Origin of the sequence: Enterobacter sp. DNB-S2, assembly GCF_019443845.1 — a bacterium.
Classification (GTDB): domain Bacteria; phylum Pseudomonadota; class Gammaproteobacteria; order Enterobacterales; family Enterobacteriaceae; genus Enterobacter; species Enterobacter asburiae_B.
The window spans coordinates 348,978-362,797 of the sequence record NZ_CP050520.1 but is presented as its reverse complement, the minus strand read 5'-3'; the positions used below and the strand labels follow the sequence as shown (position 1 = coordinate 362,797).

The 13,820-nt window shown below is 57.2% G+C and carries 15 protein-coding genes; 11 read left to right on the top strand and 4 right to left on the bottom strand.

The features are described from left to right. Positions 1 to 153 precede the first annotated feature (153 nt). Together HB664_RS01895 and HB664_RS01890 are read left to right on the top strand one after the other, a co-directional pair. Positions 154 to 552, top strand: a complete 399-nt coding sequence (locus tag HB664_RS01895) for a potassium channel family protein (RefSeq protein WP_023309546.1) — start codon at positions 154 to 156, stop codon at positions 550 to 552. A 166-nt stretch (positions 553 to 718) separates the two neighbouring features. Next, positions 719 to 1,744: a TerC/Alx family metal homeostasis membrane protein gene (locus HB664_RS01890; protein ID WP_024908851.1), complete on the top strand. Its 1,026-nt coding sequence runs from the start codon at positions 719 to 721 to the stop codon at positions 1,742 to 1,744. 60 nt (positions 1,745 to 1,804) lie between these two features. Here HB664_RS01890 and HB664_RS01885 read toward each other — a convergent pair whose 3' ends face one another. Then, positions 1,805 to 2,467, bottom strand: a complete 663-nt coding sequence (locus HB664_RS01885; RefSeq protein ID WP_014885577.1) for an HAD family hydrolase — start codon at positions 2,465 to 2,467, stop codon at positions 1,805 to 1,807. Positions 2,468 to 2,706: 239 nt separating this feature from the next. Here HB664_RS01885 and HB664_RS01880 point away from each other — a divergent pair, with 239 nt between their 5' ends. Then, positions 2,707 to 3,234, top strand: a complete 528-nt coding sequence (locus HB664_RS01880; RefSeq protein WP_029740677.1) for an NlpC/P60 family protein — start codon at positions 2,707 to 2,709, stop codon at positions 3,232 to 3,234. Between the two features lie 5 nt (positions 3,235 to 3,239). Here the strand turns inward: HB664_RS01880 and HB664_RS01875 are convergent, their stop codons facing one another. After that, positions 3,240 to 4,034: an SDR family NAD(P)-dependent oxidoreductase gene (locus HB664_RS01875; protein ID WP_167818781.1), complete on the bottom strand. Its 795-nt coding sequence runs from the start codon at positions 4,032 to 4,034 to the stop codon at positions 3,240 to 3,242. A gap of 32 nt (positions 4,035 to 4,066) precedes the next feature. Then, positions 4,067 to 4,948, bottom strand: a complete 882-nt coding sequence (locus HB664_RS01870) for a LysR family transcriptional regulator (protein ID WP_032662157.1) — start codon at positions 4,946 to 4,948, stop codon at positions 4,067 to 4,069. A 99-nt stretch (positions 4,949 to 5,047) separates the two neighbouring features. Between HB664_RS01870 and HB664_RS01865 the strand changes: the two genes are divergently transcribed. From HB664_RS01865 to arnF, 8 genes are all read left to right on the top strand, one after another. After that, positions 5,048 to 5,551 (top strand): phenolic acid decarboxylase, encoded by a 504-nt coding sequence (locus HB664_RS01865; protein ID WP_008503103.1) that lies wholly within the window; start codon positions 5,048 to 5,050, stop codon positions 5,549 to 5,551. Between the two features lie 326 nt (positions 5,552 to 5,877). Continuing rightward, the gene (gene arnB, locus HB664_RS01860) at positions 5,878 to 7,017 is read left to right on the top strand and encodes a UDP-4-amino-4-deoxy-L-arabinose aminotransferase (protein ID WP_214538953.1); all 1,140 of its coding nucleotides are present in this window, start codon (positions 5,878 to 5,880) and stop codon (positions 7,015 to 7,017) included. Position 7,018: 1 nt separating this feature from the next. Then, positions 7,019 to 8,002: an undecaprenyl-phosphate 4-deoxy-4-formamido-L-arabinose transferase gene (gene arnC / locus HB664_RS01855; protein ID WP_023333737.1), complete on the top strand. Its 984-nt coding sequence runs from the start codon at positions 7,019 to 7,021 to the stop codon at positions 8,000 to 8,002. Further along, a complete protein-coding gene (gene arnA / locus HB664_RS01850) occupies positions 7,999 to 9,981 on the top strand; it encodes a bifunctional UDP-4-amino-4-deoxy-L-arabinose formyltransferase/UDP-glucuronic acid oxidase ArnA (RefSeq protein ID WP_143347670.1) in 1,983 nt (660 codons plus the stop codon). Before arnC ends, arnA begins: the two co-directional genes overlap by 4 nt. Continuing rightward, positions 9,978 to 10,880, top strand: coding sequence for a 4-deoxy-4-formamido-L-arabinose-phosphoundecaprenol deformylase (gene arnD / locus HB664_RS01845; protein WP_058842007.1), 903 nt, complete (start codon positions 9,978 to 9,980; stop codon positions 10,878 to 10,880). The genes arnA and arnD overlap by 4 nt, the downstream gene beginning before the upstream one ends. Beyond that, positions 10,877 to 12,532, top strand: coding sequence for a lipid IV(A) 4-amino-4-deoxy-L-arabinosyltransferase (gene arnT, locus HB664_RS01840; protein ID WP_219940304.1), 1,656 nt, complete (start codon positions 10,877 to 10,879; stop codon positions 12,530 to 12,532). The genes arnD and arnT overlap by 4 nt, the downstream gene beginning before the upstream one ends. Further along, positions 12,529 to 12,867, top strand: coding sequence for a 4-amino-4-deoxy-L-arabinose-phosphoundecaprenol flippase subunit ArnE (gene arnE, locus HB664_RS01835; RefSeq protein WP_071995995.1), 339 nt, complete (start codon positions 12,529 to 12,531; stop codon positions 12,865 to 12,867). The genes arnT and arnE overlap by 4 nt, the downstream gene beginning before the upstream one ends. Next, a complete protein-coding gene (gene arnF, locus HB664_RS01830; RefSeq protein WP_033146850.1) occupies positions 12,864 to 13,253 on the top strand; it encodes a 4-amino-4-deoxy-L-arabinose-phosphoundecaprenol flippase subunit ArnF in 390 nt (129 codons plus the stop codon). The genes arnE and arnF overlap by 4 nt, the downstream gene beginning before the upstream one ends. On the opposite strand, the gene acpT is transcribed toward arnF, so the two are convergent. Further along, positions 13,201 to 13,818 carry a 4'-phosphopantetheinyl transferase AcpT gene (acpT, locus tag HB664_RS01825; protein ID WP_047059880.1) on the bottom strand — a complete coding sequence of 206 codons (618 nt, stop codon included), beginning with the start codon at positions 13,816 to 13,818 and terminating at the stop codon, positions 13,201 to 13,203. The two genes, arnF and acpT, sit on opposite strands and share 53 nt — an antisense overlap. Positions 13,819 to 13,820: the final 2 nt, after the last annotated feature.

Here is a 13,820-nt window from a genome sequence, read left to right as displayed (position 1 = left end):
AGCAGTCGAACCAGCCGCAAAGAGGGCACGCTGCAAAGGAGATAATCACGCAACGCAATTATTGCACCAACTTTTCCTCGTCATTCAACTAAGCTTCGACCAGGTGCCCCGCCTCGTTCGCGGGGCCAGATTCCTTTTGGTCGAGCACGCATCATGCAGCTACTCAGTATTATTATTTTGCTTACCCTTACCGTGGTGATCCATTCGCTGTGGATGTTTGGCGTTTTAAAGTTCATCAAATTAGAAGTCGATTCGGCGGTACGCATCGTTTTACGCAATGTCGGTATCGTGATCTCCATGATCTTCGCCCACCTCCTTGAGGCCGGACTGTTTGCTGCGTTTTATTTTGTCATCGACGCGTTTAATGACTGGAACACCAGCTTCTATTTTTCACTGGTCAGCTACGCTACCGTGGGATACGGCGACGTCACGTTACCCCAGCACTGGCGGCTCATCGGCGGGGTGGAAGGGCTGGTGGGCGCGTTGATGGTGGGCTGGTCTGTGGCGGTTCTGGTGGCGGTGCTGCAGCGTTTGCGCGGCATGAGCGCCTAAACGGCAGATGCGCGATCCCCGCCTGGTAAGGTAAAGTACTCCTCCTTGCGCGGCCTGAAGGCCGCGACTTTGAGGGCGAAGAGGCTGATTAACGGCCCGCCCTTTTCTGTTCCTGGTTTACGCCAGTTTGCATGGTGTTGTGTTTTGTCTGCCAAAAGGGTTTTGTATGTCTGCTGCTCATCTCGGTTTCCCGACGGAAACCGTTGTTGTCTTTGTGGTGATGGCCGTAGGGGCGATGTTTATCGACCTCTTTATGCACCGTCACGATAAACCCGTCTCGCTGAAAAGCGCGGCGATGTGGTCCATTTTCTGGGTCATGATGGCGATGGCCTTCGCCGGATTCCTGTATGTTCACCACGGCGCCGAGATGGCGAGCCTGTTCCTCACCGGCTACGCGCTGGAAGAGGTGCTCTCCGTCGATAACCTGTTTGTGATGATGGCAATCTTCGCCTGGTTCGGCGTGCCGGATAAGTACCGTCACCGCGTGCTCTACTGGGGCGTGCTGGGGGCGATTGTCTTCCGCGGCATCTTTGTGGCTATCGGCACCAGCCTGTTAAGCCTGGGGCCGTACGTTGAGGTGATCTTCGCGCTGGTCGTCGGCTGGACGGCGGTGATGATGCTCAGGCGCAATGAAGAGAGCGACGAAGTGGAAGATTACTCGGGTCATCTCGCCTATCGCCTGGTGAAGCGCTTCTATCCGGTCTGGCCGAAAATCAGCAGCAACGCCTTTATTCTGACCCAGAAAGAGGTGGATGCTGAGCTTGAAAAACCGGAAAACCAGGACGTGATGGTCGGACGCGTGAAGAAGGCGAAGCGCTATGCGACGCCGCTGCTGCTTTGCGTAGCCGTCGTCGAACTCTCTGACGTCATGTTCGCGTTTGACTCCGTGCCGGCCATTATTGCCGTGAGCCGCGAGCCGCTGATTATCTACAGCGCCATGATGTTCGCCATTCTCGGCCTGCGTACGCTTTACTTCGTGCTGGAAGCGCTGAAGCAGTATCTGGTGCACCTCGAGAAAGCCGTGGTTCTGCTGCTGTTCTTCGTGGCGTTCAAGCTGGGGTTAAATGCCACCGACCACTTCTGGCATCACGGTTACAGCATTGGCGCCACGGCCAGTCTGTTTGTGGTATTAGGCGTGCTGGCGCTGGGGATTATTGCGAGCGTGATGTTCCCGGGGAAACGTGAGGCCTGATGTACCGCCTTTCTCCCTCTCCCTGTGGGAGAGGGCCGGGGTGAGGGCACCAGACCGCACCTAACCCTTAATTGGTGAATTCCGGCGCTTGCGCGGGTGGTGGAAGTGCCGCCAGTGCGGATCCTGCGCCGCCGCCAGCAGCTCGTGGTCTCCGCGGGTGTCGCCCCAGGCGCGCAGATGATAGGCGTTCAGATCGCCATACACTTTTTCCAGCCTTGCCACCTTCTGGGCGCAGCGGCAGTTATTGCCCGTGATGCGCCCCGTCAGCTTGCCGTCTTTCACTTCCAGCTGCGTGCCAATCAGCTTAATGCCCAGTTTGTCAGCCCACGGCTGGAGCACCAGCGCCGGGGACGCAGAGCAGATGGTCACTTCCGCACCGGAATTCACCTCAGCCGCCACCGCCAGAACCCCTTCGGGGCGCATCAGCTTGTTCCAGTATTTTTCGCAAAAGGCTTCCGCCTGCTGGCGCAGCCAGTGTTCATCCACGCCCGTCAGGAAGGTTTTAATCAGCACTTCCTTCAGCTCATCGCGCGTCAGCTTGCGACGCACGCAGTGGAGCGTGGGCAGCGCCATGCGCACCAGGCGGCCCGCGAAGTAGCGTTTACCGAAGGCAAAACGCAGGAAAGGAATAAAGCTGTCGTGGTGCGTTAATGTCCCGTCAAAGTCGAAGACAGAGAGCACGCTGGATTTAGCCACCGTCTCGTCGGCAATCATATTGGTCATAAATACGTCTTAGCTGAAATACACATTCTGCGGATCAGTTTACCTGCTTTAGCTGGACAGTCCTTATATCACCACTCTTTTTTTCTCGATCTTGCGATCTCAAAGTGAGTCCATTTTTGGCCTCGATAACAATTGGTGAAAAAACGAGCTGTCTATATTATCGCCACATCGCAAGATATTTAGGGGAACCATTGGCCCCCACAGGTAAGGAAAAACTCACTCACTACTTCTTTCTTGATATGACTCTTAGATCGCTTATTTCAATCCTCACGTTAAGTTTTGCTTCGTTTTCTGCGTTCAGCTTTCAACTTCCAGCGTCGATGTTATCGATGAACAGCGAGCTGGCGGCATCACCGGCGAAATCTGCGCTGGTGCATCAGGAAACAGGTCCGCTGCGCTCGCGTATTCTCGACCAATACCAGAAGTGGAAAGGCACCCAGTACCGGTGGGGCGGAACCACGCATCGCGGGGTGGATTGCTCCGCGCTCATGCAGCACCTGTTCACCGATGCGGCGCATCTTAATTTGCCGCGCACGACGAGTGAACAGATCCATCGCGGCGTGCAGGTCGCCCAATACCGCCTGAGAGCCGGCGATCTGGTCTTCTTCCAGACGGGCCCGAACCGCAAGCACGTCGGCGTTTATATTGGCAAAAACCAGTTTATTCATGCCTCAACCAGTCAGGGCGTAACGGTCTCAACCCTGACGGATGATTACTGGCAGGCACACTACATTACCGCCCGTCGCATCGCAGGCAGTGCGGCCTGACAGCGTCAGATGATGTCATCCACGACGCCTCCGTCGACGCGCAGCGCCGCGCCCGAGGTGGCGGAGGCCTGGGTCGAACAGACATAAATCACCATATTGGCCACCTCTTCAACCGTGGCCGCGCGCTGGATAACCGAGCTGGGGCGGTTGGCCATCACAAACTCTTTCGCCAGCTGCTCCAGCGATTTGCCGGTTTTTTCGATTTCATCTTTCATCATCTCGGCGAAACCGTCAGACATCGTCGGGCCCGGCAGGACGCTGTTGACCGTCACGCCGCTCCCCGCCACAAACTTCGCCAGCCCGCGCGCCAGCGAGAGCTGCGCCGTTTTGGTCACGCCGTAGTGGATCATATCCGCCGGAATATTGCAGGCTGACTCGGAGGAGATAAACACCACGCGTCCCCAGCCTTTCTGCACCATGCCCGGCAGCAGGGCGCGGGACAGACGCACGCCGGACATCACGTTGGTCTGCCAGTAACGCTCCCAGGTTTCATCGTCGGTGGCATAGAAATCCTGCGGGCCGTAAATCCCGGCGTTGTTGACCAGAATATCGATGTTATTCGCCACCTTCAGAAGCGATTCGACCCCTTCCGCCGTGCTGAGATCGGCAATCGCGGCACGGACCTGTACGCCCGGCACCACCTGCTGGAGCTGCTGAATGCCTTTATTCACCGATTCCGTGCTGCGGCCATTGACGATCACTTCCGCACCGCTTTCTGCCAGACCTCTGGCAATGGCGAACCCGATCCCGCCGGTTGAGGCGGTCACCAGCGCCACTTTCCCCGCAAAGTCGATTTTCATCATCTGCTCCTTCTCGTTTTAACGTTCGGACCTTAAAGCGTAGCAGGTGAGGATGACGGCTCCTGGCTAAAAAGGCGCAACAGCGTCTCAACCTGTTCATCAAGCGGGGCGAGGGAACGCTTAACAATCAGGTGTAGCGGCGTTGCCCTGCGCGCGCCGTGGCTCAGCGGCAGGCGTTTCAGTACGCCCTGATCCAGCTGGGTCTGGATACGTTCCTCTGGCAGCCAGCCGTAGCCGACCTGAGAGACGACGGCTTCAATCGCGGCATCGATGGTGGAGAAGGTCCACGACTCGCCGGCAGCACGCGCGGCGGGCTGGCTGTCCGCAATCTGGATGAGCGGCCACGGGCGCAGCATCTCATCATTTAGCGGCGCGTCGAGGTGAAACAAGGGGTGCCGGGAATGGGCCACGGCAACAAAGTCGATATTCATCAGCCATTCTCCGAGCCCGGTAATGTCCTGGCGGCGGGTTAAGACCATCACATCGGCTTCGTCGTTAATGGCATCGGCGCGGGTATTTTCCAGCACCTCGGTCAGACGTACCTGAGTCTGCGGATACTGCTGCTGGAACTGACGAAGAATAGCGAACAGGCGGCGGCGCGGGAAAATGGAGTCCACCACCAGATCTAACCGCGTTCGCATCCCGTTGCGAAGTGTCGCTGCGCGCGTCTCAACGTACGAAAACGCTTTCAGCAGCGGTTTAACCTGGTTGAGAAGAAGTTCTCCGGCCGGAGTTAACACCGCCCGTCGCCCCTCCGGGACCAGCAGCGCCACGCCGAGCCGCTCCTGCAGCAGCGACAGGTTATAGCTCACCGAGGACTGGCTGCGGTGGGTTTCTTCCGCGGCTTTGGCAAAGCTGCCCGCTTCCACCACTCTTTCCAGTAAAGCCCATTGTTCCAGCGTCGTCTTATGCATAATTTATCTAAAATTTGGATGAATTTGATTAAAACATAGCGTTATTCATTCATTTTTTGAAGGGGTGCGATCGTCTCATCAAAACAAAGGAGACATCTTATGAACACCTTCGACAAACACGACTTAAGCGGCTTTGTTGGTAAACATCTTGTATATACCTACGATAACGGCTGGAACTACGAGATTTACGTAAAAAATGAGACCACGCTTGATTACCGTATTCACAGCGGTCTTGTGGCCAACCGTTGGGTGAAAGATCAGCAGGCTTATATCGTGCGGGTAGGCGAGAGCATCTATAAAATTTCCTGGACCGAACCAACCGGTACCGACGTCAGCCTGATCGTGAACCTGGGCGACAAGCTGTTCCACGGCACCATCTTCTTCCCACGCTGGGTCATGAACAACCCGGAAAAAACCGTCTGCTTCCAGAACGACCATATTCCGCTGATGAACAGCTATCGCGATGCGGGTCCGGCGTATCCAACGGAAGTGATTGATGAATTTGCCACGATCACCTTTGTGCGCGATTGCGGTGCCAATAATGAAAGCGTTATTGCCTGTGCGGCCAGTGAATTACCGAAAAACTTTCCAGATAATCTCTAATAAGCGCGACAATTAACTAAAAAGAAAAGTTCCCGGCTATTTCATATTATTTTGAAATGGCCGGGATTTTTTTTGTTTGTTGATGATTGGTTTAAATGAATCCATTTCAAAATGTTGCAAAAGATCACATTAAAAATATTTAATATTAATTTAACTTGTTGTTTTTCAACTAACTGCTAGTTGTCTTATAACGTTGCAAACGTTGTCTTAATTTTTCCCTAAGGAAAGAGAGCTACTTTGATATAAGTTTATGGTTCGTTGAAATAAACGGGCTGGCATTTGGTTAATATCAAAAACATGCCATTTTTATTGCAAGGAAATTAATAATGAGTGATTTTCTGCCTTTTTCGCGGCCGTCGATGGGCGCTGAGGAAATTGCGGCGCTTCAGGACGTTTTGATGTCGGGCTGGATCACTACTGGGCCTAAGAATCAGGAACTTGAAGAGGCATTCTGTCAGCTTACCGGGAATCAGCATGCGATTGCCGTCTGTTCAGCCACCGCGGGTATGCACGTCACGCTGATGGCGCTGGATATTGGCCCGGGCGATGAAGTCATTACCCCTTCCCAGACCTGGGTCTCCACGCTGAATATGATCGTGTTGCTGGGTGCCACGCCGGTCATGATTGATGTGGACAAAAATACATTAATGGTGACGCCAGAAGCCGTTGAAGCCGCCATTACCCCGCGTACCAAAGCCATTATTCCCGTTCATTATGCCGGCGCGCCGTGTGAAATCGACGCCATTCATGCCATCGGTGAACGTCACGGTATTCCGGTAATTGAAGATGCGGCCCATGCCGCCGGAACGTACTACAAGAACCGTCATGTGGGCTGGAAAGGAACGGCGATTTTTTCCTTCCACGCCATTAAAAATATGACCTGCGCGGAAGGCGGCTTAGTCGTCACGGATAATGCCCAGCTGGCACAGCGGATCCGCAGCCTGAAATTCCATGGCCTGGGCGTAGATGCCTATGACCGCCAGACGCACGGCCGCGCGCCGCAGGCGGAAGTGATCGCGCCGGGCTATAAATACAACCTGGCGGATATCAACGCCGCGCTGGCGCTGGTGCAGTTAGGCAAACTGAAAGAGGCCAACAGGCGCCGCCAGGAAATTGCTGAACGCTACCTGCGTGAGCTTGCCGATACGCCGTTCCAGCCGCTCACCATTCCGTCATGGCCGCACGTGCACGCCTGGCACCTGTTTATTATTCGCGTTGACGAAGCGCGCTGCGGGATCTCACGCGACAACCTGATGGCGGCGCTGAAAGAGAAAGGCATCGGTACCGGCCTCCACTTCCGCGCGGCGCACACCCAAAAATACTACCGCGAGCGTTTTCCTGATGTATCGCTCCCGAATTCTGAATGGAATAGCGCGCGTATTTGTTCTCTCCCTCTTTTCCCGGATATGACTCATGACGACACAACCCGCGTCATTACCGCACTCCATCAGCTTGCAGGACATTGATATGTTCAGTGCACCGCCTGTACAAAAAGTTTCCGTGGTAATCCCGGTTTATAACGAGCAGGAGAGCCTGCCCGAACTGATCCGCCGTACAACCGCCGCCTGCGACACGATGGGCAAGGCTTATGAAATTCTGCTGGTGGATGATGGCAGTAGCGATAATTCCGCGCTGATGCTGACAGAGGCCGCGCAGGCCGAAGGCAGCCATATTGTTGCCGTGCTGCTCAACCGCAACTACGGCCAGCACTCGGCGATTATGGCGGGGTTTAGCCACGTCACGGGCGATCTGATCATCACCCTGGACGCTGACCTGCAAAACCCGCCGGAAGAGATCCCGCGTCTGGTTGCCAAAGCCGATGAAGGCTATGACGTGGTCGGCACGGTACGTCAGAACCGTCAGGACAGTCTGTTCCGCAAGCTGGCCTCACGCACCATCAACCGTCTTATCCAGCGCACGACCGGTAAAGCGATGGGCGATTACGGCTGCATGCTGCGCGCCTACCGCCGCCATATTGTCGACGCGATGCTGCACTGCCATGAGCGCAGCACCTTTATTCCGATCCTCGCCAACACCTTTGCCCGCAAGGCAACGGAAATTCCGGTTCTGCACGCCGAGCGCGAGCACGGGGAATCGAAGTACAGCTTTATGCGTCTCATCAACCTGATGTATGACCTCATCACCTGTCTGACCACCACGCCGCTGCGTCTGCTGAGCGTGTTCGGCAGCATCATCGCCGTGGCCGGGTTTGCGCTGTCCGTTCTGCTGGTGGTGCTGCGCCTGGTCTTTGGCCCGCAGTGGGCGGCGGAAGGGGTCTTCATGCTCTTTGCCGTGCTGTTTATGTTCATCGGCGCCCAGTTTGTCGGGATGGGCCTTCTCGGTGAATACATTGGCCGTATCTATAACGATGTTCGCGCGCGTCCGCGCTACTTTATTCAACGTGTTGTCCGTCAGGAACACAAAGCATCTCAAGAGGAAATTCACCCATGAAAGCTGTTGTATTTGCCTATCACGATATGGGGTGCACGGGCACGCTGGCCCTGCTGGAAGCGGGCTATGACATTGCGGCAATCTTTACCCATCCGGACACGACCGGAGAGAATAACTTTTTTGGCTCCGTGGCGCGTATCGCCGCCGAGCGTGGGATCCCGGTTTATGCACCGGACGACGTCAACCACCCGCTGTGGGTGGATCGCATCCGCGCGCTCGCGCCTGACGTAATCTTCTCGTTCTACTATCGCAACCTGCTCTCTGACGAGATCTTAGGTCTGGCCGCAAAAGGCGCCTTTAATCTTCACGGTTCTCTGCTGCCCGCCTACCGCGGCCGCGCGCCGCTGAACTGGGTGCTGGTGAACGGTGAAACGGAAACGGGCGTGACGCTGCACCGCATGGTGCGCCGTGCTGATGCGGGCGCTATCGTGGCACAGCAGAAGGTCGCTATTGATGCGGACGAAACGGCGCTGCAGCTGCATCAAAAGCTGAATGCAACGGCGCAGACGCTGCTGCGTGATGCCCTTCCAGGCATCCTCAACGGCACCTTCAGCGAGACCGAGCAGGATGAGAGCAAGGCAAGCAGCTTTGGCCGCCGCTCGCCGGAAGATGGTCGTCTGGACTGGAACAAGCCTGCCCGCCAGCTGCACAACCTGGTGCGCGCCGTAACCGACCCGTGGCCGGGCGCGTACAGCTTTGCTGGCGTAAGCAAATTTATCGTCTGGAAATCCCGCGTGCGTGACGACATCCCTGCTGCCAAACCGGGCACCGTCGTCTCCGTCTCCCCGCTGATTGTGAGCTGCGGCGAGCAGGCGCTGGAGATCGTCACCGGACAAACCGACAACGGCCTGTACGTTCAGGGCATGCAGCTGGCGCAGTCTCTGGGTCTGGTGGCCGGGGCGCTGATCACCAGCGCACCGGTTGTTGCCATCAAACGCCGTACCCGCGTGCTGATCCTCGGCGTGAACGGTTTTATCGGTAACCACCTGACGGAACGTCTGCTCAAAGACGATAACTACGAAATCTATGGTCTGGATATCGGCTCTGACGCCATCAGCCGTTTCCTCGATAACCCGCGTTTCCACTTCGTGGAAGGGGACATCAGCATCCATTCCGAGTGGATTGAATACCACATTAAAAAATGCGACGTGGTGCTGCCGCTGGTCGCCATTGCCACACCAATCGAGTACACCCGTAACCCGCTTCGCGTGTTCGAGCTGGACTTCGAAGAGAACCTGAAGATCATCCGCGACTGCGTGAAATACGACAAGCGCATCATCTTCCCGTCCACGTCTGAAGTGTACGGCATGTGTACCGATAAGAACTTCGATGAAGACACCTCCAACCTGGTGGTCGGGCCGATCAACAAACAGCGCTGGATTTATTCCGTCTCCAAACAGCTGCTGGACCGCGTGATTTGGGCCTACGGTGAGAAAGAAGGCCTGCGCTTTACCCTGTTCCGTCCGTTCAACTGGATGGGCCCGCGTCTGGATAACCTGAACGCGGCGCGTATCGGCAGCTCCCGTGCGATCACCCAGCTGATCCTGAACCTGGTGGAAGGCTCGCCAATTAAGCTTATCGAAGGCGGGAAACAGAAACGCTGCTTTACGGACATCAGCGACGGTATCGAAGCGCTGTTCCGCATCATCGAAAACAAAGATAACCGCTGCAACGGTGAAATCATCAACATCGGTAACCCGGAAAACGAAGCGAGCATTCGCGAGCTGGCAGAGATGCTGCTGGCCAGCTTTGAGCGTCATCCGCTGCGCGACAAGTTCCCGCCGTTTGCCGGTTTCCGCGAAGTGGAAAGCAGCAGCTACTATGGTAAGGGCTACCAGGACGTTGAGCACCGTAAGCCAAGCATTCGCAACGCGAAGCGCTGCCTGAACTGGACGCCGACGGTGAAGATGGAGCAGACCATTGACGAAACGCTCGATTTCTTCCTGCGCACCGTGGAGCTGTCGGAACAGGCCTCATGAAAAAAGTCGGTTTACGCATTGATGTCGACACCTTCAGGGGAACGCGTGACGGCGTACCCAAACTGCTGGAACTGCTGAGCAAGCACGGTGTGCGTTCCAGCATTTTCTTCAGCGTGGGGCCTGACAACATGGGACGCCATTTATGGCGTCTGATTAAACCGGCATTTCTGTTCAAAATGCTGCGCTCGCGCGCAGCATCCCTCTACGGCTGGGATATTTTGCTGGCTGGCACCGCCTGGCCCGGCAGACGTATCGGCGCGGGTAATGAAGCCGTTATCCGTGAGGCGGCGCAGCATCATGAGGTGGGTCTGCACGCCTGGGACCACCATGCCTGGCAAGCCTGGGCGGGCGTCTGGGATATCCCGCGCCTGTCCCGTGAGGTCGAGCGTGGGATGCTGGAGCTGGAGGCCATTACCGGTCAGCCCGTGCGTTGCTCCGCCGTGGCGGGATGGCGTGCGGATCAGCGCGTCGTGAAGGCCAAAGAAGCCTTTGCGTTTCGCTACAACAGCGACTGTCGCGGAACCGGGCCCTTTTTGCCGCTGTTAGGCGAAAATCGCTACGGAACGGTGCAAATTCCGGTTACGCTTCCCACCTGGGATGAAGTGGTCGGGCGCGAGGTGAAGGCGGATGAGTTCAATCGCTACATTCTGGACCGCATCCATCGTGACGCCGGCACGCCGGTGTATACCATCCATGCCGAAGTGGAAGGGATTGCGTATCAGCATGATTTCGACGAACTGCTGACGATGGCCGCTCAGGAGGGCATTGAATTTTGTCCGTTGAGCGAGCTGCTGCCGGACGATCTCAGCACCCTGCCCGTGGGCAAAGTCGTCCGTAATGAAATGGCTGGCCGGGAAGGCTGGCTTGGCTATCAACAAACCGTGAGTCCGGTCCCATGAAAACAGCCCGTTATGGCTTAGCGCTTCTCGCACTGTTTATCGTTTACTACCTCATTCCGGTCGATATTCGTCTGCTCTGGCAGCCTGATGAAACGCGCTATGCGGAAATCAGCCGCGAAATGCTGGCATCCGGAGACTGGGTTGTCCCGCATTTTCTGGGGCTGCGTTACTTTGAAAAACCGATTGCTGGCTACTGGATCAACAGCATCGGGCAGTTGCTGTTCGGGCACACCAACCTCGCCGTGCGCGCCGGTTCTATATTCTCCACCGGGTTAGCGGCGCTGCTGGTCATCTGGATGGCATGGCGTCTCTGGCGAGATAAGCGGACCGCCATTTTCTCCGGTCTTATCTTCCTGACCCTGTTCCTGGTGTATGGCATCGGCACGTATGCGGTGCTGGATCCTATCATCACCCTGTGGCTGGTGGCGGCGATGTGCAGCTTCTGGCTGGCCTCACAGGCCCAAACCGTTGCCGGAAAAGCGGGCGGCTATGTGCTGCTTGGGCTGGCCTGCGGGATGGGGGTGATGACCAAAGGCTTCCTGGCGCTGGCGGTACCGGTGATTGGCGTGCTGCCGTGGATAATCGCCCATAAGCGCTGGAAAGAGGTGCTGATTTTTGGCTGGCTCGCGATCCTGAGCTGTGTGCTGATTGTTCTGCCGTGGGGGCTGGCTATTGCGCAGCGTGAGCCTGACTTCTGGCGTTACTTCTTCTGGGTTGAGCATATTCAGCGTTTTGCCCAGAGCGACGCGCAGCACAAAGCCCCGTTCTGGTACTACATACCGTTCCTGATCGCGGGCAGCCTGCCGTGGCTTGCGCTTTTGCCCGGTGCGATTCGTCTCGGCTGGAATGACCGACAAAACGCGGGTGGCGGATTCTATCTGCTGGGTTGGGTGGTGATGCCGCTGCTGTTCTTCAGCATTGCCAAAGGCAAGCTGCCGACCTATATCCTGCCGTGCTTTGCCCCGCTGGCGATCCTGATGGCGCGCTATGCCTGCCTCGCGGCGGAAAAAGGTGCCAGAGCGTTACGCATTAACGGCGGGATTAACCTGGCATTTGGCGTTATCGGCGTGGTGGCGGCGCTGGTGGTCTCGCCGTGGGGACTGTCTAAGCATCCGGTCTGGACGTCGGTCGAACTGTATAAAGTCTTCTGTGCGGTGGTGGCGTTCCTCATCTGGGCCGCGGTAGGCTGGTTTACCTTCAGACAGAGCCAGCAGCGCTGGTGGCTGGCGGCACTGTGCCCCGCAGGGCTGGCGCTGCTGATTGGTTTTGCCATTCCTAATCTGGTGGTGGATTCCAAACAGCCGCAGTCGCTGGTCGATACCGTGCGCGAGCCGCTTCAGGAAAGCCGATTCGTGCTGGCCAATAACGTGGGCGTGGCCGCGGGCCTGGCGTGGGAGCTGAAGCGCAATGACATCACGCTGTTTGGTCAGAGCGGCGAACTGCGCTACGGGCTGGATTATCCCGATGTGAAAGATCGTTTTGTCAGTGAGGACGACTTCGCGCAGTGGCTGGCAGCGCATCGTCAGCAGGGGCGCGTGTCGCTGGTGATGCTGCTGTCAAAACGCGACGATATTTCACGGGCGAATTTACCGCAGCCGGACAATCTCTATATCCAGGGGCGTCTGGCCTTGCTGGAGTACCTGCCGAAGTGATGACCTGGATCTGGCTGATACTGGCAAGCCTGCTCAGCTGCGCGGGGCAGCTGTGCCAGAAACAGGCCACCCGTCCGGCGAAAGCCGGGCGGCGCGGGGCGCACATCGCGCTGTGGCTTGGCCTGGCACTGCTGGCGCTGGGCTGCGGGATGCTGGTCTGGCTGGTGGTGCTGCAACGCCTCCCTGTCGGCATCGCGTACCCTATGCTGAGCCTCAATTTTGTCTGGGTGACGCTGGCGGCGAAGGCGTTCTGGCGTGAGCACGTTGCTGCGCATCACTGGCTGGGGGTAGGGTTCATCATCATTGGGATTGTTATCCTGGGAGGGAGCCTGTGAAAGGAGCGTTCTGGGCCTTATGCAGCGTGCTGTTAGTCAGCGCGGCGCAGCTGTTGCTGCGCAATGCCATGCAGGCATTGCCACCGGTCAGTGAGATCCTGGCGTTTGTTTCCGCGCTGTGGCACTTCTCGTCCGGCACGGGCGCGCTGCTGCTGGGGTTGACGGGGTACGTGGCCTCGATGGGCTGCTGGTATCTGGCGCTGCATCGCATGGCGCTCAGCAAAGCCTATGCCCTGCTGAGCCTCAGCTATATTCTGGTGTGGGGCGCGGCGATCCTGCTGCCCGGCTGGGGAGAACGCTTCTCCTGGCACGGGCTGGTGGGCGTCGGGTTTATTATTCTGGGTGTGTTAGTGATTTTTCTGCCCCGAACGTCCCAACGTGAATAATCGACTCGTGGGTCAGGGTGTAAGGGGTCGATGTGCAGACGGCAAGGCTCAGCGAGCCGACCTGTAGCTGGCTGACCGCGTGCGTCTGCGCCGTGCTGTCGATGCTGACAATCTGCCAGGCGCTGCCGCCACGCTGTTTCACAATCGCTTCTTTCCGCGTCCAGATACGCCAGAAGGCGGAAAGCCGTTCCTCGGGCGCTTCACGCTCCAGCTCGTCATGCTCCGTCATGCTGAATACCGCATTAGCCAGCGCCTGCCAGTTCTTCCTCGGGCGAATTACTTCGATATCGCAGCCAACCTCGCCTTCATCGCTCATCAGCAGGGCGATATCGTCACCGCTATGGCTCAGGTTGAACCACAGCGGATTTCCCTTCGCAAAGGCCGGTTTCCCCTGCTCACCGTAAATGATGTCGGGGAGCGGGTGAGGGGATAACGTTCTGGCGAGCAGCGTTCTCCCGGCCAGCCAGGAGGCCTGTCGGGCACCCTGAGGCGCCCTGTCTGCGAGCGCTGATGCCAGCGGGTCCGCGCAAAGGGTGGAGATTTTTCCCAGTACAAACTGGTACATAG